Source organism: Mycobacterium conspicuum (assembly GCF_010730195.1).
In the GTDB taxonomy this organism is placed as follows: domain Bacteria; phylum Actinomycetota; class Actinomycetes; order Mycobacteriales; family Mycobacteriaceae; genus Mycobacterium; species Mycobacterium conspicuum.
The window spans coordinates 5521920-5546400 of sequence record NZ_AP022613.1 but is presented as its reverse complement, the minus strand read 5'-3'; the positions used below and the strand labels follow the sequence as shown (position 1 = coordinate 5546400).

Genomic DNA, 24481 nt, shown 5'->3' with positions numbered 1-24481 from the left:
CTCAGTTTCAAGCCGGCCAATCCGATCTCGTTAGTGCGCTGGGCGCCTGCTGGGTACGTCGTTCGTGCTCACGAGGGCGACGAACTACCGGGTGGAACGGTTAGGAGCAGCTTGAGTAGGCACCTTGGGCGCTGGCGACCAGCTGCATCGCATCGTGCATGGACACGTCGGTCTCGGCGGCGATGATGTTATAGACCTCTTCGGGCTGGTGGCCTTCGTGGAGCAGTAAGCACGCTGTGCGAGCGGTGTCGACAACTACCGGCGGGTTGTGGATGTCCCACCCCAGCGCCCGTAGTCTGCCGAGAAGTTGTTCATCTTCGGCGGGGCTGAAATGCCTCGGCGTTATGGGCCTCGGGGGCATCACAACCGTTGTCGGCGGCAGCGTCACAGTTGTCGGCGGGAGGACTATCGGCATCGTCACCTGCGGTGGCGGATTTGTGTTGGACGGCGTCAGTGTCACGGTCGATGGAGGTGGCGCCGGCATAGTCACGGTTACTGGTGGCGATGGCGCCGGACTGGGTTTGCGCAACCCGGCTAACGTCCACACCACCCAACCAAGGGCGAGGATCGCGACCATGAATATCGCCGTCGCAGCCGCCCAACGTATTCGTGTCGGCCACATGTTGGGCATCTGAAGTTCGGGTTGTTCGAAGGACCAGGCGTCGGCTTGAAATTGCTGAGGCGGCGGGGTGATGGGAGCGGCAATGGCGGTCGGGGCTGCGGATGCTGGGGCGGCCGCGTCGGCCGCTAGCAGCTCAGTCTGTTCGGCTGCCGGGGGGCCTATTGCAGTCTTGGCGTCGGGGCCAGCCGCAGCGCTCTCTTCGTCGGAGGTCATCTCCGCCCTCCTAGTGGGGTTTGGTATCGGCATTGTGCGCCGGGCAGCCGACACCTTGCCCGAATATCGGCAAGATCGTGTAACTCGGCTGCGCTAGGTTGCGCGAATGGCGAAGCACTACGCGACCACCCGAGTCCGCGCCGACGAAGTGGAGATCGGTTTCGAGCTGCTCCTGCCATCCGGTATGGATGGCGTGCCCCCGGCTCACTTCGTAGTCGACGGAGTCAAGCTCGTCCGCAATCATGGCGTCGGAGAGCCGTCGCAGATCAGGCTGACGTCTGATCTGCCCGAAGGGTCGTACACCGTCGACTTTCCGCGCGGCGCGATGGTCACCATGATCCTTGAACCCAACGACAACGACGTCTGAGGGGCTTATCGAAGCCCCTCAGAAGGGCGAGGGTTGGAGACCTGGACGTAGATCGCCGTGGTGTTCAGCTGGGCATGTCCCATCAGCGTCTGGATGGTGCGAAGTTCGGTGCCGCTTCCGACCAGTTTTGTTCCGTGCCAATCCATTAACCGATGGGTTGCCGCCGTCCGGCTGTTCTGTTTAAGTCTCTGACCGCTGCCGTTGCCAAAGCGTCAAAGCATTGACCAGATGCGAACGGGATTGCGACCGGTGACTGTGACAGCCAGTGCGTACTATCAAAACGTCGATACACCATGCAGGACAGCGCAATTCAAACCGGGCGGGCCAGCGCGGGAAGAACAAGGGTGTCGATGACACGTCGTATGAAATCCGCGTCGACGGTTTGTCCGTTGAGCGCTCGATGCAGGCTCATCGCCATGAGTACGTCGGCGACCAGCGACCAGTCGCGGTCGGCGGCGATTTCACCGCGGGCCGCGGCGCGGGTCAGAATAGCTGACATTTTGTGCGTGCCCTTGAGCAGCATCAGCTCATCGAGGGCCTCGGCGAGCTGGGGATCGTGGATGGCTTCCAGGGCGACGCGGAGCACCAGGTCGTTGGTGACCAACTCGTTGTCATTGCGTGCGACGCCCTCGATCAGGGCCTCGATGTCGCCGGCCAAACTGCCGGTGTCGGGCGTGTCGGTGGTCCGCAGATCGGGCCGCCAGTACACGAGAACATCGGTGATCAACGCCGCTTTCGACGACCACCGCCGGTAGATCGCGGCCTTGCCGACGCCGGCGCGCGCGGCGATGTCGTCCATGTTCGCGGCGTCGTACCCGTGCTCGGTCAGTGCGGCAAGGGCGGCGTTGAGAATCGCGGGATCACGGGACCGGTCCAGCCGGCCAACCGTGCGTTGGCGAAGCTTCGATTCCATCTCGCTCACATGTCCCCGCGCTACACCCGTGCCAGCTCCCGGATCGGCGCGGTGTCGCTCTCCGACTTTCGCGCGTTCTTCATCATGCCGAAGGTGTCCAGCGGCCACCAGAACCAGCGGCCCAGCGCGGCCGCGATCGCCGGCGTCATGAAGGCCCGCACGATGAACGTGTCGACGAGGAGACCCATCCCGATCGCGGTGCCGAACTGCCCGATGACCACCAGGTCGCTGACGATCATCGACGCCATGGTCGCGGCGAATATCAGGCCCGCGGCGGTCACCACCCGGCCGGATGCCCCCATGCCCCGGATGATCCCGGTGTTGAGGCCCGCCGGGATCTCCTCCTTCAGCCGGGAAACCAGCAGCAGGTTGTAGTCGGACCCGACGGCCAGCAGGATGATGACCGTCAGCGGGAGCACGATCCATTGCAGGCCCACCCCGAGGATGTCTTGCCAAAGCAGTACGGACAGACCACATGCGGTGCCCAGCGACGCGAGCACGGTGCCGACGATCACCAGGGCGGCAACCAAGCTGCGAGTGATCAGCAGCATGATCGAGAAGATCAGGATCAGTGTCGCGATGCCGGCAATCGTCAGGTCGATCACGACCCCGTCTTGCATGTCGCTGTACATCGAGGCGGTGCCGGCCAGCGACACCTTCGCGTTTTCCAGGGGAGTTCCCTTGATCGCGTCGGCGACGGCCTGCTTGATGCCCTGGACATGGCGGATGCCGTCCACGGAGGCGGGGTCGCCCTGATGGGTGATGATGAACCGGACGGCTTTACCGTCGGGCGAGACAAACATTTTCAGTCCGCGTTTGAAGTCGGGGTTTTGGAAAACCTCCGGCGGCAGGTAGAAGCTGTCGTCGTTCTTGGCTTGGTCGAAGTAGTTTCCCATCATCGTTGAGCCTTCGGCATTCTCTTGCATGTGGCGCTGAATACCGGCCATGGAGCTGTGGGTAGCCAGCATGTAATCGCGCATTCTTTGCATCGACTCGATGGTTTTGGGTAGATCGGCCAACACTTGCGGCATGAGGGTGTCGAGTTTGTCGACGTCTTTGACCGTCTTCCCGATGTCGTCGGCCATGAGATCGATGTCGTCGAGCGTGTCGAAGATCGATCGCAGCGACCAGCACACCGGGATGTCGAAACAGTGCTTCTCCCAATAGAAATAGGCGCGCATCGGGCGCCAGGTGTCTTCGAAATCGGCCACGTGTTGGCGCACCCCCTCGATGTCAGCCTGCAGGATGTGCATGTCGCGGGTCATCTGGTGGGTGGTGTCGGTGAGTTCCTTCATGACGCCATACATATGCTGCATGACCGAGATCGTTCGGCCCATCTCGTCGGCCTGCTCGAGCATCGACGCCATGCTGTCGTTCATGAATTTCGCCGTCTGCAGGGTGCTCGAACTGTTCATGGCGATCACGAAGGGCAGCGAACTGTGCTCGATCGGCGCCCCGAGGGGCCGGGTGATCGTCTGGATCCGACCGATGCCGCGCTCGTGAAAGACGCTCTTGGCAATCCTGTCGATAACCAACATGTCCGCCGGATCGCGCAGATCATGGTCGGCTTCGACCATCAGCAATTCCGGGTTCATGCGCGCCGGGCTGAAATGCCGCTCCGCCGCCGTCTGAGCGACGTTTGCCGCGATGTCCGGCGGGGTGAACTTTCTGTCGTTGTAGGTAGGGACGTAGGTCGTCAGACTGACGAAACCGATCACGGCGATAAAGGACGCCACGACGATGATCGGTTTCGGCCACCTCGTCACGACAGTGCCGACTTTGCGCCAGCCCCGTTCCGACACTTGACGTTTCGGATCGAAGAAGCCGAACTTGGACGCGACCGCGAGCAACGCCGGCGCCAACGTCAGGCCCGCCAGCATCGTCACCACCAGGGCGATCGCGCACGGTACCCCCATGGTCTGGAAGTACGGCAGCTTGGTCGCGGTCAGGCACAGGCAGGCGCCCACGATCGTCAGCCCCGACCCCAGGATGACGTGCAGCACGCCGTTGTAGGCGCTGTAGTACGCCTGTTCTCGATCCTCGCCGCGAGATCGTGCTTCGTGGTAGCGACCCAACAGGAAAATGAAATAGTCGGTGCCCGTAGCGATGGTGAGCATCGTGACCATGCTGACGGCGTACGGGGTCAGGCCGATGATGTCCAGATTGCCGGCGGTGGCCACGATGCCCTCTGCGGCATATAGCTCGAAGCGGACCAGGATCAACGCGAGGATCGCGTTCTTGAGTGAGCGGTAGATGAGAAGCAGCATCACGAAGATGACGCCGATCGTGATCAGCGTCATCAAGTCCATGCTGTTGTGTGCGGCGATCAGGGTGTCGGTGTTGAGCGCGGTGTTGCCGGCCACGTAGGCCTTGACACCCGGCGGCGGCGGCACGCTTTTGACGATCTTGCGCACCTCGGCGACGGACTTGTGGGCGGGGGTGGTGCCCTGCGCACCGTCGAGGAAGACCTGCACGTAGGCGGCTTTACCGTCCGGGCTTTGCGAGCCGGCGGCGGTCAGCGGGTCGCTCCAGAAATCCTGCAGGTTCTGGACATGCTTGCTGGCCTTGAGCTTGGCGACGATCTTGTTGTAGAACTCGTGCGCACTGTCGCCGAGCTTGTCGTCGCCTTCCAACACGACCATCACCGAGGAGTCGGTGTCGAACTCCTGGAACTTGTGGCCGATGTTCATCATGTCCTTGAACGCTGCGGCATCTTTCGGCGTCATGGGCACCGAGTGCTTGCCCGCGACCTCGCCGAGTTCGGGGGTGAACAGCGTGGTGCCGAGCGCGACGAAAAGCCAGAGCAGGATGATCGGCAGCGCCAGGACCCGGATCAGGCGCGCGATGCGGGAACGAGGGGCGGGACCATTACTCATACGGATTTCACCAAGCAGTAGATGAAAGGTTGGTATTCGTTGATGGTGCGCTCGTCGCGGACTTGCCCGTCGACGATGACCCGGCATCGAATGTGTTGGACGCTGGTGTCACCCTGGGCAACGATGTTGGCCGACATCGACGGCAGGGTCGTCACGATCGTGTAAGACCATGGCAGCGAGGCATTTTCGACCAGATGGGGCTGCCCATTTTCGTCCAGGTAGTTGACGCTGACTTGACCGCCCGAGGGGCCACTCGAGGGTGCCGTCACCTCGTAGGTGATGTGCTTCGGGTTGAAGGGCTTCGTGTCAGCGTTCATATCGCCTCTCGCGATGGCGGTGTCGGCGCCGAAGCTGGCGCGGACCCGCAGCACGACATATCCGCCGAGCGCGATGACGACGACAAGAAGTAGCGGTATCCACGCCTTCTTGATCAGTCGATACACCCGCCACCTCCTCTCCCACCGGCCACACCCCGATACGGAACTCAAGTTCCGTAGTTGGGTTGGTCAGGACTGTACCGCATCGCGGGACGCTTCGCCGAAGGAGATGCTCGCCCTGGATCGCCCACGCCGCCCCGGAAGCCCCGCGCCGAACCGCCGCCGGCAACCGAAGATGCCGGGCGAACCCCAACGGGTGCAGCCCAGTCGCGGCGTCGGCCGGCGCATTAATCCAGCGTCAATCCACCAGTGAGTCCGGTGTTTCCCACCGCAGACCGTCGAATCGTCCAAAGTCACTGTCGTAACTCACTATTCGGGCGCGGTGCTCGATCGCCAAGGCGGCAAGGTGGGCGTCGTTGACGAGATTTCCTCCCGCGCCGACCTGTGCCAGCAACGCGGACAGCACGTCGCCGTGACGCGGGGTCGGCGTCACGATGACGGCGCCTGGTGCGCTACACCAGTCGAGTACTTGAGCCATTGCCGCGTCGGCAGTCAGGGGCGAAGGGAAAAGCCCATGCCGAGTCGTCAACTTCACGAATGCGAGTAGCGGCACCCAGGCCAGTCCGACGGTGTCACCGCCGGACAGCGCACCGTCGAGCCAGCGGCGTGAGGTCTCGTGGTGGTCGGCGGCCGTGTTGACGGCGTACAACAGGACATTGGCGTCGACGATTCTCATGCGCGGCGGCGCTGTCGCCGGATTAATTCTTCGTCTTCGAGTTCGCCGGCGAGCTGCAGCGCCCGGTCCAGCTTGACCGACGGAACACCCAAATCGGCTGTGCGCGTTTGGAAGACCGTACTGGCCCGGCGCTGCCGTGCGCCTTGCCGGATGGCGTCATTGAGAGCCTGTTTGAACGAGATGCGGCGTTCACGCATCAGCCGCCGGACAACCACGAGCGTGTCATCGTCCAGTGTCACCGTGGTGCGCATGTTGACAGCATAGCATCAAATATGGTGGTGCCATGCTGTCATACGGGGTTGGGGTCGGTCGACCCACGGCGGAATCGGGTTGGCACAGTGGCTATTTCAGAGGAGCCCTGTCCTACTGGGCGTTGCGCGCTCGACGCCCGCACACCGGCACCTTGAGGCCGAAAGACGGGCGTGGTGTTTAGCGCGCCGGGCCCGAGGGTATCGCGATAGGCAATCGACACACGTTCAGTAGGTATCCGCCAGGAGGTAGAGAGTGACCGTCGAAGTCTGCCCCGCATGCGGCTACCCCACGATCGGCACCGGTCCGTGCGCCTTCTGCCGCCCGGTGTTGGCTCTGGCCGGCGACCATCGAGCTGACTTTCCCCCTCCCTTTGATCGGCGCGTGTACGCGGTTGAGTCTGCTTGACGGCTGGCCACGCGAACGCGACGTGGTTCGTCTCGTTAGCGAAGGCGCCACGCACGCCTAGGTTGAAGAGCCGGTTTTCGAAGCGCACAAGCGGTTATCCCTATCTAATGCCGTCGACGCGGCGGCTGGGGCGCGAGCTGGGGAGGACTACAGGTGGGCATCGGAATTTCAGTCCAGGGGGTGACCAAGTCCTTCGGGGCCGCGCGAGTCTGGGAAGACGTCACGATGGATATTCCCGCTGGCGAGGTGAGCGGGCTGATCGGCCCGTCGGGAACCGGCAAGTCGGTGTTCTTGAAGTCGCTGATCGGGCTGCTGCGCCCGGAGCGCGGCGCGATCTATGTCGACGGCACCGACATCATCGAGAGCTCGGCCAAGGAACTCTACGAGATCCGCAGGCTGTTCGGCGTCATGTTCCAAGACGGCGCGCTGTTCGGCTCGATGAATCTCTTCGACAACACCGCGTTCCCGTTGCGCGAACACACCAAAAAGAAGGAATCCGAGATCCGTGACATCGTCATGGAGAAGCTCGAGCTGGTGGGCTTGCACGGGGACGAGAAGAAATTCCCCGGTGAGATCTCCGGCGGAATGAAAAAGCGCGCCGGGCTGGCCCGCTCCCTGGTACTCGATCCGCAGATCATCCTGTGCGACGAGCCCGATTCCGGCCTGGACCCGGTTCGCACGGCGTACCTGTGCCAGCTGCTCATCGACATCAACGCGCAGATCGACTGCACGATCCTGATCGTGACGCACAACATCAACGTCGCCCGCACCGTGCCGGACAACATCGGCATGCTGTTCCGCAGGCACCTGGTGATGTTCGGCCCGCGCGAAGTCCTGCTGACCAGCGACGAACCGGTGGTGGGGCAGTTCCTCAACGGCCGTCGCATCGGCCCGATCGGCATGTCCGAGGAGAAGGACGAGGCGACGATGGCCGAAGAGCAGGCCATGGTCGACGCCGGTCAGCACGCCGGTGGCGTGGAGGACATCGAAGGTGTGCCGCCCCAGGTCGTCGCCACACCCGGGATGCCGGAGCGCAAGGCCGTGCGGCGCCGACGGGCCAGGGTGCGGGAAATGCTGCACACGCTGCCGGCGGATGCCCAAAAGGCCATCCGCGAGGATCTTGAGGGCGCCGACCGACGGCGTTGAGCCGGTTCTCGTACGCGCGTCGCTAATAGGGGATTGGGCCGTGACACAGGCAGCCGTTCTGGATAGCGATAACGGCTTGCCAGAGCACGTCCACGGCGCCGCCGACCCTCGTTTCTCATGCGCCTTGCAGACCTTCGCCAGCCTGTTTCCCGGTCCTCGTTTCGGCGGCGGCGCCCTTGCGGTTTACGTCGACGGTGAACGGGTCGTGGACGTTTGGACCGGATGGTCGGATCGCCACGGTGAGCAGCGTTGGGCGGCCGATACCGGCGCGATGGTCTTCTCCGCAAGCAAGGGGGTGGCCTCCACCGTCCTGCACCGGCTGGTCGACCGTGGGCTGCTGGACTACGACGCGCCGGTCGCACAGTATTGGCCGGAGTTCGGGGCTAACGGCAAGGCCTCCATCACCGTGCGCAACATGTTGCGGCATCGGGCCGGACTGTCACACCTCAAGGGCGTCAAAAAGGAAGAGCTCCTCGATCACCGCTTGATGGAGGAACGGATCGCGGCCGCACCCGTCGAACACCGTCTGGTGGGGCGTGCGGCCTACCACGCCATCACCTATGGGTGGCTCGCCTCGGGCCTGGCCCGAGCGATTACCGGCAAGGGAATGCGGGAGTTATTCCGTACCGAGGTCGCTCGGCCGCTCGACACCGACGGTCTGTATCTCGGACGGCCTCCCAAGGACGCGCCTACCAAGGCTGCACAGATCATGTTTCCGCAAAACACGCGGGCCAATCCGCTGATCGACCGCCTCGCGCCCAGGCTCGCCGAGCTGCCGGTGGCGGGCGGGCTGGGCGCAATCTACGTGCCGGGCCTCACCTCGCTCATCCAAGGAGACATCCCATTTCTCGACGGCGAAATCCCGTCGGTCAATGCGGTGGTCACCGCGCGAGGATTGGCGAAGATGTATGGCGCACTTGCCAATAGCGGCCGCATCGACGGATCACAGTTTCTCTCAACGGAATTGGCGGATGGTCTGCTGGGCAAGATCAGTTTGCGGCCCGACCTCAACATGGTCCTCCCGATGTCGTTTCACCTCGGTTACCACGGATCGCCGGTGCCCGGGCTGTTGCGCGGATATGGCCATGCCGGCCTGGGCGGGACTATCGGCTGGGCCGATCCGGCCACTAAGAGCGCGTTCGCCTTCGTGCACAATCGGCTCGTCACGCCGATCGTGATAGACCAGATCCTGTTTGTGCCGCTGATCTTGCCGCTGCGGCGCGCCATCACGGCCGCCCACACGCGTGGGTGCCACGCGGTGCCGCAGTTCGGGGCGGGTTATGCAGAACCCAGCACCCAAAGCGCCAAAAAGCGCTAAAGCACACGGAGTCCGTATGGGACCATTTGGCAAATGGAAGCCGACGACGACCCCGAGAAGCGGATCCGCGAGTTAGAGCGCGGGCTTTCCGACCCGACGCCGATCACCCCTTCGGTCACCCCGTCGGCCACCCCTGCCTGGAAGTACGACCCGGCGTTCACCCCGCAGCCGGGCAGGTCAGCAATGCGCCGGCCAATCCTCATCGCGGTGGCGGCATCGGTTCTGGCGCCGATCGTGGTGGCAGTCGTCGCGGTGGTGAATCAGTTCAACTTCTCAAGCGGCGGGGGAACTAGCGGGCCGATCAGCGTCCCGCAAGGTGGCGCGCTCACCGTCGGCGGGAACCAACAGAACCAAACGATCGCGTGCAACGACGGCAACCTGACCCTATCCGCGAATAACAGCGCGATTAATGTCACCGGTCACTGCGCGAGCGTGCAAGTGTCCGGCTTCGATACTCGCGTGAATGTCGAAAAGGCCGACGCCATAGCGGTATCCGGCAACGGCAACACGATCGGCGAGACCGAATGCAATGACGGCAAATTGACCCTGTCCGCCTACAACAACACCCTGACCGTCGCCGGTCACTGCGACAGCTTGACGGTGTCCAGCTACGGCAATCGGGTGCAAGCCGACAGCATCGACGCGATCGCCGTCGGCAACTACGGCAACAGGTTGACCCTCACCGGGCATTGCGGCAGCGTCAAGGTCTCGGCTTACGACAACCAGCTGCAGTTTGACAGCGTGGACGCCGTCGACATCTCGGGCTATAGCGACACGGTGACCTACCACTCGGGCTCACCCAAGGTGACCAAGTCGGGCTATGACATCACCTTGAAGCAGGGCTAAGAGCGTCGCACGGCGCCGGCAACCCCGGTGATTCAAGATCGTTGCGTGGCCACAGGTTTCGGCCGGCAAGGGTTGCGAGCAGCATCCCCGCCAGCCCGCCGAGCGGTGCCACTGCCGATGACCCGGACACCATGAAGTAGCCGAACACCACACCGTTGACGAGCAACACCAGGTGTAGGGGTTGCCAACGATCGATCGAGGGCAGGCGCAACGACACGCCGACGCCGAGCAACAGGGCCAAAACGTGGCCGACCGCGGTGAAGTCGAAGTCCGCCGCCCAGGCCACCACCGCTGCAACGCCAAGCCACCAACCGATCCAGATCGGCCGCCAGCGCGACGGTATCGACGCGGTCAGCGCGCCTATCACACAAACCGCGCCGTAGCTGATCCCCACATCGCTGGCTCGGGTGATCGAAACCGGTACCCAACCCATTTTGACCGCGGCGGTCAACCCCACCGCGACGAGCAATGTGGCGCCGATATGCCCGAGCGTGAATGCGATGAGCAAACCCCTACTGCGCCATATCAGTTCGCCCAGCGCCAGTAGGCACACCAGCCCGGGCAACCACGCATACACGGGGCCGCCTTCGACGAATGCGCTGCCAACCAACGTGCCCAGGTGACCGTGCGCCAGGTTGTGCAGGTTGGTGCTCATGCGGGTCACGGCGACGTCGCGTGCTTCCGGGCCGAGCGCTGCCAGCGTCACCGACACCGTGACCAACGCGACGGCGTACAACGTCGTGACCCGCACCGCAGCGGCGCCGGACAGTGCGCGGGCAATCGTCATGTGCGACCCAACCTCAGGAGGCCGCCGAGGTGACGGTGTGGCCGGGCCAGCCGCGATCGCGCCCCAGCAGGTCCGCCACGGTTTCGCGGCGCACCAATTCCTGGCACTGTCCGCCGGCGACGGCGACCAGCGGTGGCCGTCCTTCCAGATTGCAGCTCCGACCCATCGAGTGGTGGTAGGCGCCGGTGCAAGCCATCGCCAGCAGATCACCGGGACGGATGTCGTCAGGCAACTCGACGTCGCAGGCGAGCTCGTCGCCGTGCCGCCCCACGACGACGATGGGCGCGGTGCGACTGTGCCGGTGCCGATTGGCAAGTGCCACGGTGTATTTCGCGCCACCGGGTGCGGCGCTATCCGCGATGGTGCCGTCGACCGCAACGAGGCTTCCGCCGTCGGGCCGGCGCTTGACGGCGATGACCCGATACAAGGTCACACCGGCACGGGCGGCGATCGCCCGGCCCGGCTCGATCACGACTCCCGGACGGGGATAGCTGTATTCGGCGCAGGCCGCTCGAAGCCCGCCGTCGATGATCGTAGCCAGCCTTCGAAGTTCGGGCTTCGACTCGCCGGGGTGGCCGCCACCGAGGTTCAGTTCGGTGAGGACGATCTGATGACGCTCGCGCACCTCAGCCATCGCGGCGATCAGCTGCCGGATCGCCTCGCCGTACAGCCCCGGTTCGGCGAGTTGCGACCCGAGTTGGCAGTGCAGCCCGACCAAATCCAGGCATGGTTGATCCAACACGCGCTTGACGGCGCCGACGGCCTGGCCACCGGCCAGGGCGAAACCAAATTCGGCGCTCTCGGCGCCCACGTCGGGGATCACCCGGACCAGGACGCGCTGGCGGCGACGCAGCCGGGCGGCGAGAAGCGCGATCTCGCTGGGCGAGTCGATCACCACGCGGCCCACCCCGGCCCTGGCGGCGTCGTGCAGTTCCCCGGCGGTTTTAGCGTTGCCGTGCAAGATGATTCGCGACGCCGACATGCCGCCGGCCAGAGCGGTGACCAGCTCGCCACCCGTGCAGACGGCCACGCCGGCACCCTCGGAGGCTGCCCATCCGGCCACCGCGGTGCTCAGCAGCGCCATGCCGGCGTAGGCCAGCTCGACATCGGGAAGCGCGGCGCGATACTGGCGGATTCGGGACCGGAAATCTTCTTCATCCACCACGTGGGTGGGGGTGCCGAACTCGGCCGCGACGTCGGTGGCAGGGACGCCGCCCACACATAGTCGGCCCCGCTCGTCGATGGTGGTGCTCAGCGGCCAGATCGTGCGGTCCAAAGGCGAATTGAGCCCATGCCGCGACGGCGGATGCAGCGCACACAGCGTCATGTCTCCAAGGTGCGGGTCTTGCAGAAAATCGGCCACATTCTTTACGAACTCTTCACACCCGGGTCGCTAATCTTCACACCTTCAGGGCGGCTTCGAGGCCGCTAGGAAGGGGGCGTCGTCAGGTGCGGCGTGCCGGGCCGCCAACAACGCCCGCGCCGCGTCACCGATTGGAACGCGTAGCGGCAAGTGTGGTTGCGCTGCGGCGTCGGCCACCTCCGCGGCGACCTGTTCGGGGGTGATCATTCCGCTGCGCGGCCCGCCGCCGCGCAGGATCGCGGCATAAGGATCGTCGGGCAACGTGTAGGTCGTGACGTCGTCGAGGGCGCCGGAGCTCACCGCGCCGGGTTCCAGCAGGGCGGCTTGCACACCGAACGGCGCCACCTCGATCGCCAGCGCTTCGACGAGGGCTTCTAGGGCCCACTTGCTGGCGGCGTAGGCCGCGCTGGGGGGTCGCACGACGCGCCCGAGCACGCTGGACATGAACATCAGCTTCCCGTCACCGCGGGCGCGCATCTGCGGCAGCACCGCCTGGGCGAGGCGGACGGCGGCGACGGTGTTCAGGTTCAGCAGGCGCTGCAACTCCGGCAACGGCGTTGCTTCCACGGCGGCGTAGATGATGGCCCCGGCGTTGGCGATGACGACGTCGATCTGGCCGGCCGCGGCGACGGCCGCGGCGACACTGGTGTCGTCGGTGACATCGAGGCGCAATCGCTGGCCGGCCTCTTCCCCAATCGTCAAGTCGGCCAGTGTGCGCGGATCACGCGCGGTGGCGATGACGTGGTGCCCGCGGCGGGCGAACTCGGTGGCAATGGCGCGGCCGATGCCACGGTTGGCGCCGGTGATCAAGACGGAAGGCATTGCAGGACTTAGAAGATCAGCAGCGTGCTCGTCGCGGTGGCGACGAGCCTTCCCGCGGCGTCGGTGACGGTGGCTTCGGCGAATCCGATGCGCGACCCGGCCTTGACGACGGTGCCCACCGCGGTCAGCGTCCCGCTCTCGAGGGTGACCGCCTTGAGGTAGCTGACCTTGATTTCGACGCTGGTGTAGCTGACACCCTCGGGCAGCGTGGTGTGCAGCGCGCAGCCGGTGGCGGTGTCCAGCAGCGTGCACATGGCACCGCCGTGCACGACGCCGAGCGGGTTGTACATCGAGCCGTCCGGTGTGCAGGTGAAGGTGACGCGGCCGTCCTCGGCCTCGACCAGTTGCATACGCAGCAGCTCGGCGATCGGCGGTGGCGGGAAGTGTCCGTCGATGACCGCGCGCCAGTAGGCGAGACCGGACATCGATCGGGCCGCGTGCAGTGCCGGGGTCGGGTCCTGCCAGGTGACCAATCGGGACTGTGTTGTGCCGGCGTCTGCACGGTGAGTTGCCGTCATCGCCCCGCCCTCCTTGAAAACTGATCGGTTTACCTAATGAAACTCAACCTAGCGGCGATCTGGGACCGTGTAAACCGTTCGGTGTACGATCGTGCTGTGAGTGACGTCACTGTGCCCGCGCGCGAGCGCATCGAGCGCGCCGCGGCTCGCCTCTTCTACCGCAACGGAATCCACGCCACCGGCGTCGAACTCGTTGCGCGCGAAGCCAACGTGTCCAAACGCACGTTGTACCAACACTTCGCCAGCAAGAACGACCTGGTGGATAACTATCTGCGCGGCATCGATGCCCGCGGCGGCTCGGTCGTCGAGAAGCGCCTCGGCGATCTCGACGCGCCCGCCCGGGACCGGCTGCTCTCCATTTTCGACATACCGCGCGCCGAAGTGGTGCGCGGTTGCCCGTTTCACAATGCCGCCGTGGAATCGGCCGGGTCCTTGGCGGGAGCCGATGCCATCGTGCGCGCCCACAAGGAGAAGTTCGTCCGTCGTCTGGTCGCGATCGCGAAGGAGGCCGGGGCCGCGGACCCGCACCTGCTGGGCCACCAGCTCGCGGTGCTGTTCGAGGGAGCCAGCGCGATGGCGACATCGCTGAACGACACCGCGCCCGTCGTGCATGCTCGTGCGGCCGCGGCGACCCTGATCGATGCCGCGCTCGCGGGGGCGCATCCCTCTTGACGGGCTGATCACGATCCTGCTAGACATGGCGTGCGCAACAATTTGGGCGATCGCCCAAATCACGCTAGGTGGAGGTTGCCATGGGCCGGATGGACGGCAAGGTCGCATTCGTGACCGGAGCGGCACGCGGGCAGGGCAGAAGTCACGCGGTCCGGCTGGCGCGCGAGGGGGCCGACATCATCGCCGTGGACATCTGCCGGGGATTCGATGCCTCACCCGTCGACGGAGCCACGCCCGAAGATCTCGACGTGACCGCGGGGATGGTCAAAGATGCCGGCGGCCGGGTCATCGCCGCCGAGGTCGACGTGCGCGAATTCGAAGCGCTGCGAGCCGTCGTCGACGACGGCGTCGAACAGCTGGGCCGGCTCGATGTGATCGTGGCGAACGCCGGCATCGGCACCACGGCGGGAAGACTGCACAAGGCCGACGAGGCGGTGTGGCAGGAGATGATCGACGTCAATCTGAGCGGGGTGTGGAAGTCGGTGAAGGCGGGCGTGCCTCATCTCCTCGCCGGTAATCGCGGCGGCGCGATCGTGCTGACGTCATCGGTCGCGGGCGCCAAGGCCTACTCCCACATGGGCCACTACGTCGCGGCCAAGCATGGTGTGATCGGCCTAATGCGGTCATTCGCAGTCGAATTGGGCCAACACATGATCAGGGTCAACGCCGTGCTCCCGACCCATGTCAACACGCCGCTATTGATGAACGACGGGACCTACCGGGGTTTTCGGCCCGAGCTGCAGAATCCCGGCCCCGACGATCTGGCTCCGGTGTGCCAGAGCTTTCACGTCCTGCCGATCCCGTGGGTGACACCCGAGGACATCACCAACGCTGTGCTGTTCCTGGCCTCTGATGAAGCGCGTTACATCACCGGTGTCGCGCTTCCCGTGGATGCCGGCAGCTGCCTGAAGTAAGGAGGCATCGATGACCCTCGCAAACGACACCGACGTCTACTACGACCCGTACGACACCGGCATCATCGCCGACCCGTATCCGACCTACGCCCGGCTGCGCGAAGAGGCACCGATCTATTACAACGACAAGTACGACTTCTGGGCGCTGTCAAGGCATTCCGACGTCGAACAAGGGTTGGCGAACTGGCAGACCTTCTCCAATCGCCGCAGCGACATCCTCGAGTTGGTCCAATCAAAATTCGACATGCCCGGCGGCGTGATGATGTTCCAGGACCCGCCCGAGCACACCATGCTGCGCGGGCTGATGTCGCGAGTGTTCACCCCGCGTCGAATGGCCGAGATCGAAGACCAGATCCGTGCGTATTGCGTTCGGTGCCTCGATCCCCATGTGGGATCGGACGGATTCGACATCATCGCCGAGCTCGCCTCGATGATGCCGATGCGGGTGATCGGCATGCTGCTGGGAATCCCTGAGTCCGAACAGATCTCGGTTCGCGACGCCAATGACGCGAACCTGCGCACCAAGCCCGGCGCGCCGCTGAAGGTCGCCAACGCCGACTCCATCGCCGACGGCCGGATCTACGCCGACTATGTCGAATGGCGGTCGAAGAACCCGTCCGACGACCTGATGACGACGCTGCTCAATGTCGAGTTCGATGACGAGAACGGGGTGCACCGCAAGCTCACCCGCAAAGAGGTGCTGCACTACACCCAGGTGGTGGCCGGCGCGGGCAACGAGACCACGGGCCGGCTGATCGGCTGGCTGGCCAAAGTGCTCGCCGAGCATCCCGATCAGCGCCACGAAATCTGCCAGGACCGGTCGTTGCTAAACCGCACCGTCGACGAAACGCTGCGATTCGAACCCACCGGGCCGCACGTAGCCCGTTGGATGGCACAGGATTTCGAGTGCTACGGCACGACCGTCCCCGCCGGCAGCGCCATGTTGTTGCTGTTCGGTTCGGCCAATCGCGACCCCCGCCGGTATGAAGACCCGGACACCTTCAACATCCGCCGCAACAACATCTCGCACATAACCTTCGGCAAGGGCGTGCACTACTGCCTGGGCGCCAACCTGGCCCGACTGGAGGGCCGCGTCGCGCTCGACGAAATGCTCAACCGCTGGCCCGAGTGGGGGATCGACTACGACACAGCGAAACTCGCGCCGACCTCCACGGTGCGCGGCTGGGAGAAGTTGCGCGTCGTTTTGCCCTGACGGCCGCGATGATTCAGCCCGGCGCTCCGCGCCCGCGGCGCGCTTTCGGCGTCGGCATCTCGAACTTGTCGAGGAACCGGCTGACCAGTGCGACGGCCTCGTCGTGACCTCGGGTGGAGCCGAGCCCCTGCTCGAGAATCAGGGTACGGCCGATGGAAGCGATCACCACGGCGAGGCCCGCCGGCGGGAATTCGCCTGTGTCGAGCCCGTGTTCGCGCACGATGAAGTTCAGCGCGGTGATCTGCTGCTCGCGCCACCGATCGGACCAGGCGGCGATCTCGGCCCGAATCTCCTTGCGGTGGTTGGCAAGTCCCATGAACTCCAAGAGCAATCGGGTGTCCTTGGGTTCGGTCAGTGTTTCCCAGAAGGCGTGCAGTGGGCGGTCGGAGGACAAGGCTTCCTGCTGCCTTCCCAGATAGACCGTGGCGCCGCGGCGGAAGACGGCCAGATACAACTCGTCCATGGTGGGGAAGTAGTAGTGCACCAAAGCCGGCTTGACGCCGGCCTTGGCCGCGACCCGCCGTGACGTCGCCGCGGCGTAGCCCTCCTCGAGCATGATCTGCACCGTCGCGTCGATCAGCATGTCGCGCGTGGAGGAGTCCCGTGGCTTAGGGCCTGCGGATGCGGTCATCGTGCCGTCTTATCACACCGCCGGCTCAGCGACCATCTCGAAGAAGGCCGCGCCCGAATCCGGGATCCGGTTCTGCTTGAACACGTTGACCGCGTAGGAGACCAGGATCATCGAATACAGCAGGTGCAGCAGCCGGGTAGCGTCGTCGGGCAAGGCGTCGATATCGAGCCCGTTTAGGTAGGCGATCGCCTCTTCGGCCCGCGGCGCGACGGCGTCGTAGAACGCGACGAGGTCCTCGTAGGGCTTCGAGAGCCGGGCCTCGTAGCGTTGCGCCCGCGTCGCCAAGGCCCAGTCGGCGACGAACGGTTCCAGCTCGGCGAACTCCGCCGGCAGCACGTTGGTCATGACGCCTCCCCAGCCTGGTAGGCGGCGACCGTATCGCGGATCACGGTGTGGAACTGCCGGATAAGCAGCTCCTGGTCGCTGAGGTGGAACGTGTTCTGCGCCCGCGTTTTCAGCGCGGAATGCGTGGCCTCGATGGTGTTCACATCCTGCATGGCGAACTCAATCGTGCTGTCCACCACCAACTCCTGGGCCAGCCGGCCGGCCGCGTTCGACGGCGGCACGAAGTACATGTCGATCTCGTAGATGTGCGAGTCGACCGTCTCGGGCCAGTAGGTGTAGGTGATGTAGTAGCCGCGCGCCCAGATCTGAACAGACAGGTTGGGGAACAGCCAGAATTGGTCGTTGCCCCACGACGCGATGTTGCCGCGGTTCAGGAAGTCCGGCGGCGCTCCGCCAAAGCCCAGGTCGGGGATGTCGTCGGGCCCGAACAGGCCCGCGCGGAACAGCTTGTACACCCAGCGTTGGTCCTGGCGGGCGGGTCCGGCGGTGCCAGGTTCGCGTGCGGGCAGCGGCGGCGGCCCGGGAACCGAGGTGAGCATGTGCGGCCGGAACAGCTCGTAGTGGTAGGCGTCGACGGGCGGCACCATCTTTTCGGCCTTGGCGACGTCCGGGTCGATGAAGCGGCCGTGCACATACGGCGGGTGATACCACTCGCACACCGAGTCGACCGCCAGCTTCCAGTTCCCGTTGATCCGGGTGGAGAAGCCGTAGTGCTGGGTCATTAGATGGAACGGATAGTCCTCGATGGGCAGCAGCCCGTCGCCGAGGAAACTGCGCAGCGGCACCGGATCTTCAGCCAGGTTGACGAAGATGAAGCCCGCCCAGACCTCGCAGTGCACCGGGGGCATCCGCAGGCTGCTCTTGTCGAGGTCGAAAAACTCGCCTTCGTTGGTGATGTGATTGACTTTGCCGTCCAGCCCATATCGCCAGCCGTGGTACTTGCAAGCGAATGCGCGACAGCTTCCCGAGCTTTCCCTGCCGGGATGTTCCTGCCAGACGACCTTGTTGCCGCGGTGAGCGCACACGTTGTGGAATGCGTGCACGGTGTCGTTCAGGTCGCGGGTGACCACGATCGACGCGAGGCGTCCTGGCAGCTCGCGGGTGAAGTACGATCCCTTGCGCGGCAACCGCTCGATGCGTCCGACACACAACCAATTTCGTTCGAATACCGCCTTGCGTTCGGCGGCGAAGAACTCCTCGGAAATCGAGTCTTCGTAGTTGACGGGAGCGGTGCCGAGTTCGGGATAGTCGGTGGTGAACTTGCCCCGGCCGGTCGACAGCCGCTGCTGGATGCTCGTCATGACCGAACTCCTTCACTGCGTTGGTCGCCGTTGGGCGGGGAACTCCAGGGCTCCTCGTCCCAGGGCCGATCCAGCGGCGCCATCTCGCCGCCGAACGGGAAGAACACGCGCTGGGCGTAGGTTTCGCGGCCCAGCCCGTGGCCGAGCTCGTCGATGAAGGCCCGCTTGAGCGGATTGGTGAACAGTTGTCGGGTGTACCGCAGTGTCAACGGGGGTCGCTTGATCAGTTCGCGGGCATGCTCCCAGGCGCGGTCCAGCAATTTGTGCTTGGGCAGCACCTCGTTGACCACGCCCCACTCCTTGGCCTCCTGCGCGCTGAGTTTCTGACCCGTGAGCAGGAAGTAGCGTGCGCGGTTGTGACCGGCGAGCACACTCCAGATCACGTGCTGGCCATCGCCGGGTACCTGTCCGCGCGGGAAGTGCGAGGCGTCCTGGAAGTAGGCGTCCTCGGAGGCCAGCACGATGTCGCCCATGATCGGTACCTCGGAGTGCATGTTGCACGGACCGTTGACTGCACTGATCATCGGCACGTCGACGTCGAGCACATTGAAGATGAGATGCCTTGCGTACCAGGCTTTCTCGTCTAGCTTGTGCGTTCCGCGGTCGTCGGGCATGGCCTGGTAGATGGGGTTTTCGGGCGGTTCGCCGTTGGGTAGGCGACCCCAGTTGGCGTTGTAATTCTCGCCGGTACCGGTGTGAATGAGCACCTTGATCTCGCGGTCCCCGGCGATGTCGGCGAACGCGTCCGACATCTCGTCGTGCGCCTTCCAGCTCCACACCAGGCTGTCGCCGTTGGTGTGGCACTGCATGAACAGGATGCCGTCGTCGGTGAGCTCGAACCGATAGTTCGCATAACGATCGCAGTATTCGCTGTATCTAGTTCGCTTTGCCATCACACCAGCCTTATTTTTGGGCGAACGCCCAAATCGTCGCACCTCCGCCCCCGCCGGTCAAGGCTCAACGCCCGTGCAGCCGGGCCACCACGGGGGCGAAGGATTCGATCTGGGCCTGCTGCACCGTCACGTAGTTCACCCCCAGCGTTTCGCGGCGTGAATGCAGTTCGTCGACAACCCTTTCCAACGAGCCGACCAGAACGTTGGGATGGTCGCGCAGCAGGTCGACGGCGATGCCGGTCGACTTCGCCACGGTGGCCAGGTAATCCTCGGCGTCGTCGGTGATTTCGGTGAAGTACGGCGAGGTCTCGACGTCGAGGCCGGGGTAGCGCTCCCCGGCCGCGGCGCGGACAAACTGGGTCCGCCGCAGCGCGGCCGCCTGCGGATCAAGGCCCTCGGCGTCCCGGGCCACGAACGGCACGGTGGAAATGCTGACGATGTCGGCCTCCCGGCCCGCGAACGAAAGCACACGTTGACCACCGCCGCCGATCATGATCGGCGGGTGCGGCTTCTGCACCGGCCGCGGCCGTCCCGCGTAGCCGCGCACCTGGACGAACTCGCCCGAGTAATCCAGCTCCTCGGCCTCCCAGTGGGCCTTGATCAGCGAAACGACCTCGGCCAGCTTGGCGATTCGTCGTCCGGGGCGGTCAAATTCGAGGCCCATCGCGGTGTATTCGCCCTCGCTCCAGCCGGCGCCGATCCCCATTTCCAGTCGGCCGTCCGAGAGCACATCGAGCGTCGCCGCCTCCTTGGCCAGCACCGCCGGCACGTGATAGTCGACGCAAAACACCCGGCACCCGATGCGCAACGTTTCGGTGTAGGCGGCCGCCGCGGCCATCGCCGCGATCGGCGCCAGGTCTTGGCGCGGAGTGCGAGCGGCCTTTTGCGCGGGCCCCGGGCCCAGATAGTGATCCGCGAGGAAAAGCGTTGAATACCCGAGATCTTCGACTTTGCGAACGGTGTCGCGCCACGCGCGTTGCCCGGCGGCGTTGGTCGCCTGCACGCCGAATCGGAAGGGGGGCCTGTCCATAGGGTTGACCGTAATCGATGCGGGGTGATAGGCATGTGCGAATCGTTTGGGCGATCGCTCAGGAAGGTGGGTGTGCGGGTTGGGCGCGAAGACGGCGGTCGTGACCGGGGGTGCGTCAGGGATTGGCCGCGCCGTCGCCGAACGTTTGCGCAGCGACGGATTTCGGGTGGCTGTCCTCGATGTGACGCCCACCGATGACGGCTTCGGTCACGTCGCCGACGTCACCGACCGCGCGCAGGTCGACACCGCGATCGCCGCGATCCGGGACGAATTCGGCCCGATCCTCGTGCTGGTCAATGCGGCCGGAGTGGAGGGCTTCAAAAAGTTCTCCAACATGACCTTCGAGGAGTGGTCCAGGGTCATCGACGTGAACCTGAACGGCGTGTTCCACACCATCCAGGCCGTGCTGCCGGACATGGTCCAAGAGGGCTGGGGACGCATCGTCAACATCTCGTCGTCGAGCACCCATTCAGGACAGCCGTTCATGGCGCACTACGTGGCGGCGAAGTCGGCGGTCAACGGCCTGACCAAGTCGCTGGCGCTGGAGTACGGGCCATCGGGGATCACCGTCAACGCCGTACCGCCCGGCTTCGTCGACACGCCGATGCTGCGCAGCGCCGAACAGCGGCAGCTGCTCGGCGGCACGGTGGAGGACCACATCAATCGCACCCCGGTGCGCCGGGTGGGCCGCCCCGAAGACATCGCCGCCGCGTGCGCCTTCTTTGTCTCCGAGGAGGCCGGATACATCACCGGACAAATCCTGGGCGTCAACGGCGGCCGCAATACCTGAGGAGCGGGATGTACGAACGGGACCAACTGTTCATCGACGGGAAGTGGACGGCGCCGGAGTCCCCGGATGCCGCCATCTCGGTGATATCGCCGCACAGCGAGCAGGTCATCGGTCACGCGGCAATCGCGGGTCCCGCCGATGTGAATCGCGCCGTCGAGGCCGCCCGGGCGGCCTTCGACAGCGGACCGTGGCCCCACATGCAACCCGCCGAACGCATCGAGGCAGTCAACCGGCTGGCCGGCATTTACAAGGAACGACGGGCCGACATGGCCGCGCTGATCTCGGCCGAAATCGGCGCTCCCATCAGCTTTGCCAAGATGGCGCAGGTCCGCCTGCCGCTCACCATGCTGCAGGCGTTCTGCGCTTTCGCGGGTGACTACCACTGGCAGCAGGAACGTCCGGGCTTGTACGGCAAGAACATTCGGATCGTGAAGCAGCCGGTGGGAGTCGTCGCCGCGGTGGTGCCGTGGAACATGCCGCAGTTTCTCACCGTCACCAAGGTCGCCCCGGCGCTGTTGGCAGGGTGTTCCGTGGTGCTCAAACCCGCGCCGGAATCGGTGCTCGATGCACAGTTGCTCGCGGAAATCGTTGCGGCAGCTGACCTTCCGCCGGGTGTCGTTAACGTCGTTCCCGGCGGCCGCGATGTGGGTGAACAGCTGGTGAGTCACACCGGCGTCGACAAGGTCTCTTTCACCGGGTCCACAGCGGCCGGTCGCGAGGTGGCCCGTGCCTGCGCCGCGGGCCTCAAGCAAGCGAGCCTGGAACTGGGGGGAAAGTCCGCGGCCATCGTCCTCGATGATGCGGACCCGGCTGCCACCGCCGCCGGCATTCAGATGGCCAGCCTCGCCAACAGCGGTCAGGTCTGCAACGCGCTGAGTCGGATCCTGGTACCCGAGGACCGCAAGGGCGCGTTCGTGGACGCGTTGGCTGCCGCGATGGAGTCGATGACGGTCGGCGACCCATCCGACCCGAACACCCAGATCGGTCCGCTGGTGGCGCAGCGTCAGCAGGAGCGGGTCCGCGGCTACATCGAATCGGGCCGCAGCGAAGGTGCGCGCCTGGTGACCGGCGGCGCCGAGATGCCCGACGGTCTCGACACGGGCTGGTACGTGCGGCCGACGCTGTTCGCCGACGCGCACAATGACATGCGGATTGCCCGGGAAGAGATCTTCGGTCCGGTGCTGACGGTCATTTCCTACCGCGACGAGGACGAGGCGCTGCGGATCGCCAACGACTCCGAGTACGGGCTGGCCGGCTCGGTGTTCACCTCCGACGTCGAGCGTGGGTATGACGTCGCGGCGCGAGTGCGGTCCGGGACGTTCGGCGTCAACGAGGGCTACATCATGGACCCCGCCGCCCCGTTCGGCGGTGTCAAAAACAGCGGCTACGGCCGCGAACTGGGGATGGAGGGAATCGACAGCTACACGGTGAGCCAGTCGATATCCACCGCGGGGCCGTGAGCCTCGCGGCCGCATTGTGTTTAAGCTTCTTAAGCATCGGGGATATTGGGGTGCATGGCACCCAGTTTCACGGACGTCATCCAGTCCAAGTACCTGCTGTTGACCACCTTCACCAAGGACGGGCGCCCCAAGCCCACACCGATCTGGGGTGTGCCCGACGGTGACAAGCTGCTGGTGATCACCGACGACGGGTCGTGGAAAACCAAGCGCATCAACAACACTCCGCGGGTGACGATCGCCAAGAGCGCCGCATTGGGCAAGCCCAAGAGCGGTGAGGTCGAGGCCGTCGCGCGGGTGTTGCCCAAGTCGGAGACGCGGCGCGTCTACAACGCCGTGCTCAAGCGGTACTGGTATCACGCCCCGTGGTTCTATGTGCACTCGATCTTGCGCGGCGGCGTCGACAAGGTGCACGTCGGACTCGAGATCAAGCCGGCCGCCTAGAAACGAACCGACGCTTCGGTCCCGCCGCATAAGCGGGCCCGAAGCGTCGGCTGTGTAGCTAGACCCGGGTACCGGAACGGCGACCGCTGACGGTCTCCCAGATCGCGATGAGGACCACGGCGACGCCGACCCCGACGAAGAACGGGATCCAGGCGATGCCGCCGTTGGCGTTGTGGTATCCGAACTGGCTCGTGATCCACGAACCGATCAAGCCACCGAGGGCACCGAGCACGATTGTCATCACCATGCCGACGTTTTGCTTGCCCGGCATGACGAGGCGCGCCACCAAACCGATGACCGCACCCACGATGATGGCGAGCACTATTGATCCAATCATTGCAGCTCCTGTTCTAGGTTCCTGTCGAAGAGGCGCCCGGGCTCGACGCCGTCTGGAACGGGATTCCCTGAACTGGCGGTCTTATAACACCCGAGTTGATCTTCAATCGCTGCGCCGGGACGCGCGATAATCCTTGGTACGGATCCCGGGCTCCCGCCGGGCACGCCGGAACGGGGATGTCATCATGCGTCAGTCGATCGCCGCAGTAGTCCTAGTCGCCGTCGTCGGCATGCTCACCGGCGGGTGTCATCAAGCCGTGCAAGGAACGAAAACGACGACCACCACTTCGACAACCACCCCGAAGGCGCCGCCCCCTGTGGTCGAGAGTGCGCTGAAGGGATTCCTGCTGAGCCCCGAGCAGATCAACGCCGTCCTGGGCACGACCGACATGAAAGTCACGAACAACCGCGACGCCCTGCCCGATGACAGCGCCACGATGACGCCCAGGGAGTGCTTGGCCATCGACGGTTCGGCCCAGGCCCAGGTCTATGCCAATAGCGGCTTCATGGCCGTGCGCGACCAGACACTCAACCGGCAGGAGGGTAATAACCTCAGCCATTTCGCCGAGCAGGCGGTGGTGCTGTTCCCCACCGCCAAGCAGGCCGGCGAGTTCTTCACCGCGTCCGCCCAGCAGTGGCAGGGCTGCCATGACTACACCCACGTCCAGTCCAAGACCCATTGGACCGTGGCGGCGATAACCAACAGCAACGGCGTTCTAAGCACGACCTCGACGCTGCAGGACCCTCCGGCCACGGGCTGGAAAGCTTGCGCACGGGCGCTCACCGTGAAGAACAACGTCGTCGTCGACGCAAATACGTGCAGCGTGGACCCGAAGAACTCCGCGGTCGACATCGCCGGCCAGATCGCAGCGAAGGTGCCCGCGTAGCGTCACG

27 protein-coding genes and 1 pseudogene are annotated in these 24481 nt (G+C 64.9%); 11 read left to right on the top strand and 17 right to left on the bottom strand.

The genetic code is table 11. The annotated features are described in order from the left end of the window. Positions 1 to 100 precede the first annotated feature (100 nt). Positions 101 to 835 carry a DUF732 domain-containing protein gene (locus tag G6N66_RS25545; protein WP_163645922.1) on the bottom strand — a complete coding sequence of 245 codons (735 nt, stop codon included), beginning with the start codon at positions 833 to 835 and terminating at the stop codon, positions 101 to 103. Positions 836 to 941: 106 nt separating this feature from the next. Between G6N66_RS25545 and G6N66_RS25540 the strand changes: the two genes are divergently transcribed. Continuing rightward, positions 942 to 1202, top strand: coding sequence for a hypothetical protein (locus tag G6N66_RS25540; protein ID WP_085235754.1), 261 nt, complete (start codon positions 942 to 944; stop codon positions 1200 to 1202). A gap of 5 nt (positions 1203 to 1207) precedes the next feature. On the opposite strand, the pseudogene G6N66_RS30540 reads toward G6N66_RS25540, so the two are convergent. From G6N66_RS30540 to G6N66_RS25510, 6 genes and pseudogenes are all read right to left on the bottom strand, one after another. Further along, a pseudogene (locus G6N66_RS30540) lies at positions 1208 to 1360 on the bottom strand (tyrosine-type recombinase/integrase); the annotation flags it as partial. 152 nt (positions 1361 to 1512) lie between these two features. Next, complete coding sequence (locus G6N66_RS25530) at positions 1513 to 2115, bottom strand: TetR/AcrR family transcriptional regulator (protein WP_085235800.1); 603 nt, start codon at positions 2113 to 2115, stop codon at positions 1513 to 1515. Positions 2116 to 2135: 20 nt separating this feature from the next. Then, positions 2136 to 4991, bottom strand: a complete 2856-nt coding sequence (locus tag G6N66_RS25525) for an MMPL/RND family transporter (protein ID WP_085235756.1) — start codon at positions 4989 to 4991, stop codon at positions 2136 to 2138. Beyond that, positions 4988 to 5434 carry an MmpS family transport accessory protein gene (locus tag G6N66_RS25520; protein WP_139825487.1) on the bottom strand — a complete coding sequence of 149 codons (447 nt, stop codon included), beginning with the start codon at positions 5432 to 5434 and terminating at the stop codon, positions 4988 to 4990. Before G6N66_RS25520 ends, G6N66_RS25525 begins: the two co-directional genes overlap by 4 nt. A 232-nt stretch (positions 5435 to 5666) precedes the next feature. Beyond that, positions 5667 to 6104 carry a type II toxin-antitoxin system VapC family toxin gene (locus tag G6N66_RS25515; protein ID WP_085235757.1) on the bottom strand — a complete coding sequence of 146 codons (438 nt, stop codon included), beginning with the start codon at positions 6102 to 6104 and terminating at the stop codon, positions 5667 to 5669. After that, entirely contained in the window at positions 6101 to 6355 is a 255-nt protein-coding gene (locus tag G6N66_RS25510; protein WP_085235758.1) for an antitoxin, read from the bottom strand. Before G6N66_RS25510 ends, G6N66_RS25515 begins: the two co-directional genes overlap by 4 nt. A 559-nt stretch (positions 6356 to 6914) precedes the next feature. On the opposite strand from G6N66_RS25510, the gene G6N66_RS25505 reads away from it, so the two are divergent. Genes G6N66_RS25505 through G6N66_RS25495 form a run of 3 tightly spaced genes read left to right on the top strand, consistent with a single transcriptional unit; the run spans position 6915 to position 10071 of the window. Then, positions 6915 to 7907: an ABC transporter ATP-binding protein gene (locus G6N66_RS25505; protein WP_085235759.1), complete on the top strand. Its 993-nt coding sequence runs from the start codon at positions 6915 to 6917 to the stop codon at positions 7905 to 7907. Positions 7908 to 7947: 40 nt separating this feature from the next. Then, positions 7948 to 9225, top strand: a complete 1278-nt coding sequence (lipL, locus tag G6N66_RS25500; protein WP_085235760.1) for an esterase/beta-lactamase LipL — start codon at positions 7948 to 7950, stop codon at positions 9223 to 9225. A 33-nt stretch (positions 9226 to 9258) separates the two neighbouring features. After that, positions 9259 to 10071, top strand: a complete 813-nt coding sequence (locus tag G6N66_RS25495; RefSeq protein WP_085235761.1) for a DUF3060 domain-containing protein — start codon at positions 9259 to 9261, stop codon at positions 10069 to 10071. Here G6N66_RS25495 and G6N66_RS25490 read toward each other — a convergent pair. From G6N66_RS25490 to G6N66_RS25475, 4 genes are all read right to left on the bottom strand, one after another. Then, positions 10052 to 10858 carry a rhomboid-like protein gene (locus G6N66_RS25490; protein WP_085235762.1) on the bottom strand — a complete coding sequence of 269 codons (807 nt, stop codon included), beginning with the start codon at positions 10856 to 10858 and terminating at the stop codon, positions 10052 to 10054. The genes G6N66_RS25495 and G6N66_RS25490 overlap by 20 nt on opposite strands. Before the next feature lie 13 nt (positions 10859 to 10871). Next, entirely contained in the window at positions 10872 to 12185 is a 1314-nt protein-coding gene (locus G6N66_RS25485) for a diaminopimelate decarboxylase family protein (RefSeq protein ID WP_085235802.1), read from the bottom strand. 81 nt (positions 12186 to 12266) lie between these two features. Beyond that, positions 12267 to 13043: an SDR family NAD(P)-dependent oxidoreductase gene (locus tag G6N66_RS25480; protein WP_085235763.1), complete on the bottom strand. Its 777-nt coding sequence runs from the start codon at positions 13041 to 13043 to the stop codon at positions 12267 to 12269. An 8-nt stretch (positions 13044 to 13051) separates the two neighbouring features. Further along, positions 13052 to 13561, bottom strand: coding sequence for a PaaI family thioesterase (locus G6N66_RS25475; protein WP_085235764.1), 510 nt, complete (start codon positions 13559 to 13561; stop codon positions 13052 to 13054). Between the two features lie 96 nt (positions 13562 to 13657). Between G6N66_RS25475 and G6N66_RS25470 the strand changes: the two genes are divergently transcribed. The 3 genes from G6N66_RS25470 (at position 13658) to G6N66_RS25460 (ending at position 16360) form a co-directional block, all read left to right on the top strand. Then, a complete protein-coding gene (locus G6N66_RS25470; protein ID WP_232079416.1) occupies positions 13658 to 14233 on the top strand; it encodes a TetR/AcrR family transcriptional regulator in 576 nt (191 codons plus the stop codon). An 80-nt stretch (positions 14234 to 14313) separates the two neighbouring features. Next, the gene (locus tag G6N66_RS25465; RefSeq protein WP_085235766.1) at positions 14314 to 15147 is read left to right on the top strand and encodes a mycofactocin-coupled SDR family oxidoreductase; all 834 of its coding nucleotides are present in this window, start codon (positions 14314 to 14316) and stop codon (positions 15145 to 15147) included. A gap of 10 nt (positions 15148 to 15157) precedes the next feature. Beyond that, positions 15158 to 16360: a cytochrome P450 gene (locus tag G6N66_RS25460; RefSeq protein ID WP_085235767.1), complete on the top strand. Its 1203-nt coding sequence runs from the start codon at positions 15158 to 15160 to the stop codon at positions 16358 to 16360. Positions 16361 to 16373: 13 nt separating this feature from the next. Here G6N66_RS25460 and G6N66_RS25455 read toward each other — a convergent pair whose 3' ends face one another. From G6N66_RS25455 to G6N66_RS25435, 5 genes are all read right to left on the bottom strand, one after another. After that, positions 16374 to 16991: a TetR/AcrR family transcriptional regulator gene (locus tag G6N66_RS25455; protein WP_085235768.1), complete on the bottom strand. Its 618-nt coding sequence runs from the start codon at positions 16989 to 16991 to the stop codon at positions 16374 to 16376. A 12-nt stretch (positions 16992 to 17003) separates the two neighbouring features. Further along, entirely contained in the window at positions 17004 to 17336 is a 333-nt protein-coding gene (locus tag G6N66_RS25450) for a hypothetical protein (protein WP_085235769.1), read from the bottom strand. Beyond that, positions 17333 to 18637: an aromatic ring-hydroxylating oxygenase subunit alpha gene (locus tag G6N66_RS25445; RefSeq protein ID WP_085235770.1), complete on the bottom strand. Its 1305-nt coding sequence runs from the start codon at positions 18635 to 18637 to the stop codon at positions 17333 to 17335. Before G6N66_RS25445 ends, G6N66_RS25450 begins: the two co-directional genes overlap by 4 nt. Beyond that, positions 18634 to 19530: an enoyl-CoA hydratase/isomerase family protein gene (locus G6N66_RS25440; RefSeq protein WP_085235771.1), complete on the bottom strand. Its 897-nt coding sequence runs from the start codon at positions 19528 to 19530 to the stop codon at positions 18634 to 18636. Before G6N66_RS25440 ends, G6N66_RS25445 begins: the two co-directional genes overlap by 4 nt. A gap of 64 nt (positions 19531 to 19594) precedes the next feature. Next, positions 19595 to 20560, bottom strand: a complete 966-nt coding sequence (locus G6N66_RS25435) for a TIGR03621 family F420-dependent LLM class oxidoreductase (RefSeq protein ID WP_085235772.1) — start codon at positions 20558 to 20560, stop codon at positions 19595 to 19597. 79 nt (positions 20561 to 20639) lie between these two features. Here G6N66_RS25435 and G6N66_RS25430 point away from each other — a divergent pair, with 79 nt between their 5' ends. Genes G6N66_RS25430 through G6N66_RS25420 form a run of 3 tightly spaced genes read left to right on the top strand, consistent with a single transcriptional unit; the run spans position 20640 to position 23251 of the window. Then, positions 20640 to 21350, top strand: a complete 711-nt coding sequence (locus G6N66_RS25430; RefSeq protein WP_085235773.1) for an SDR family NAD(P)-dependent oxidoreductase — start codon at positions 20640 to 20642, stop codon at positions 21348 to 21350. Between the two features lie 8 nt (positions 21351 to 21358). Next, positions 21359 to 22810 carry an aldehyde dehydrogenase gene (locus G6N66_RS25425; RefSeq protein WP_085235774.1) on the top strand — a complete coding sequence of 484 codons (1452 nt, stop codon included), beginning with the start codon at positions 21359 to 21361 and terminating at the stop codon, positions 22808 to 22810. A 54-nt stretch (positions 22811 to 22864) separates the two neighbouring features. Then, positions 22865 to 23251 (top strand): PPOX class F420-dependent oxidoreductase, encoded by a 387-nt coding sequence (locus G6N66_RS25420; RefSeq protein WP_085235775.1) that lies wholly within the window; start codon positions 22865 to 22867, stop codon positions 23249 to 23251. 58 nt (positions 23252 to 23309) lie between these two features. On the opposite strand, the gene G6N66_RS25415 is transcribed toward G6N66_RS25420, so the two are convergent. Continuing rightward, complete coding sequence (locus G6N66_RS25415) at positions 23310 to 23588, bottom strand: GlsB/YeaQ/YmgE family stress response membrane protein (protein ID WP_085235776.1); 279 nt, start codon at positions 23586 to 23588, stop codon at positions 23310 to 23312. A 184-nt stretch (positions 23589 to 23772) separates the two neighbouring features. Between G6N66_RS25415 and G6N66_RS25410 the strand changes: the two genes are divergently transcribed. After that, complete coding sequence (locus tag G6N66_RS25410; RefSeq protein WP_085235777.1) at positions 23773 to 24474, top strand: sensor domain-containing protein; 702 nt, start codon at positions 23773 to 23775, stop codon at positions 24472 to 24474. Positions 24475 to 24481: the final 7 nt, after the last annotated feature.

Coding starts and splice junctions, on each gene's coding strand:
- G6N66_RS25545 (WP_163645922.1), bottom strand. CDS start 835: ATGACCTCCGACGAAGAGAGCGCTGCGGCTGGCCCCGACGCCAAGACT.
- G6N66_RS25540 (WP_085235754.1), top strand. CDS start 942: ATGGCGAAGCACTACGCGACCACCCGAGTCCGCGCCGACGAAGTGGAG.
- G6N66_RS25530 (WP_085235800.1), bottom strand. CDS start 2,115: ATGGAATCGAAGCTTCGCCAACGCACGGTTGGCCGGCTGGACCGGTCC.
- G6N66_RS25525 (WP_085235756.1), bottom strand. CDS start 4,991: ATGAGTAATGGTCCCGCCCCTCGTTCCCGCATCGCGCGCCTGATCCGG.
- G6N66_RS25515 (WP_085235757.1), bottom strand. CDS start 6,104: ATGAGAATCGTCGACGCCAATGTCCTGTTGTACGCCGTCAACACGGCC.
- G6N66_RS25510 (WP_085235758.1), bottom strand. CDS start 6,355: ATGCGCACCACGGTGACACTGGACGATGACACGCTCGTGGTTGTCCGG.
- G6N66_RS25495 (WP_085235761.1), top strand. CDS start 9,259: ATGGAAGCCGACGACGACCCCGAGAAGCGGATCCGCGAGTTAGAGCGC.
- G6N66_RS25490 (WP_085235762.1), bottom strand. CDS start 10,858: ATGACGATTGCCCGCGCACTGTCCGGCGCCGCTGCGGTGCGGGTCACG.
- G6N66_RS25485 (WP_085235802.1), bottom strand. CDS start 12,185: ATGACGCTGTGTGCGCTGCATCCGCCGTCGCGGCATGGGCTCAATTCG.
- G6N66_RS25480 (WP_085235763.1), bottom strand. CDS start 13,043: ATGCCTTCCGTCTTGATCACCGGCGCCAACCGTGGCATCGGCCGCGCC.
- G6N66_RS25475 (WP_085235764.1), bottom strand. CDS start 13,561: ATGACGGCAACTCACCGTGCAGACGCCGGCACAACACAGTCCCGATTG.
- G6N66_RS25465 (WP_085235766.1), top strand. CDS start 14,314: ATGGGCCGGATGGACGGCAAGGTCGCATTCGTGACCGGAGCGGCACGC.
- G6N66_RS25460 (WP_085235767.1), top strand. CDS start 15,158: ATGACCCTCGCAAACGACACCGACGTCTACTACGACCCGTACGACACC.
- G6N66_RS25455 (WP_085235768.1), bottom strand. CDS start 16,991: ATGACCGCATCCGCAGGCCCTAAGCCACGGGACTCCTCCACGCGCGAC.
- G6N66_RS25450 (WP_085235769.1), bottom strand. CDS start 17,336: ATGACCAACGTGCTGCCGGCGGAGTTCGCCGAGCTGGAACCGTTCGTC.
- G6N66_RS25445 (WP_085235770.1), bottom strand. CDS start 18,637: ATGACGAGCATCCAGCAGCGGCTGTCGACCGGCCGGGGCAAGTTCACC.
- G6N66_RS25440 (WP_085235771.1), bottom strand. CDS start 19,530: ATGGCAAAGCGAACTAGATACAGCGAATACTGCGATCGTTATGCGAAC.
- G6N66_RS25435 (WP_085235772.1), bottom strand. CDS start 20,560: ATGGACAGGCCCCCCTTCCGATTCGGCGTGCAGGCGACCAACGCCGCC.
- G6N66_RS25425 (WP_085235774.1), top strand. CDS start 21,359: ATGTACGAACGGGACCAACTGTTCATCGACGGGAAGTGGACGGCGCCG.
- G6N66_RS25420 (WP_085235775.1), top strand. CDS start 22,865: ATGGCACCCAGTTTCACGGACGTCATCCAGTCCAAGTACCTGCTGTTG.
- G6N66_RS25415 (WP_085235776.1), bottom strand. CDS start 23,588: ATGATTGGATCAATAGTGCTCGCCATCATCGTGGGTGCGGTCATCGGT.
- G6N66_RS25410 (WP_085235777.1), top strand. CDS start 23,773: ATGCGTCAGTCGATCGCCGCAGTAGTCCTAGTCGCCGTCGTCGGCATG.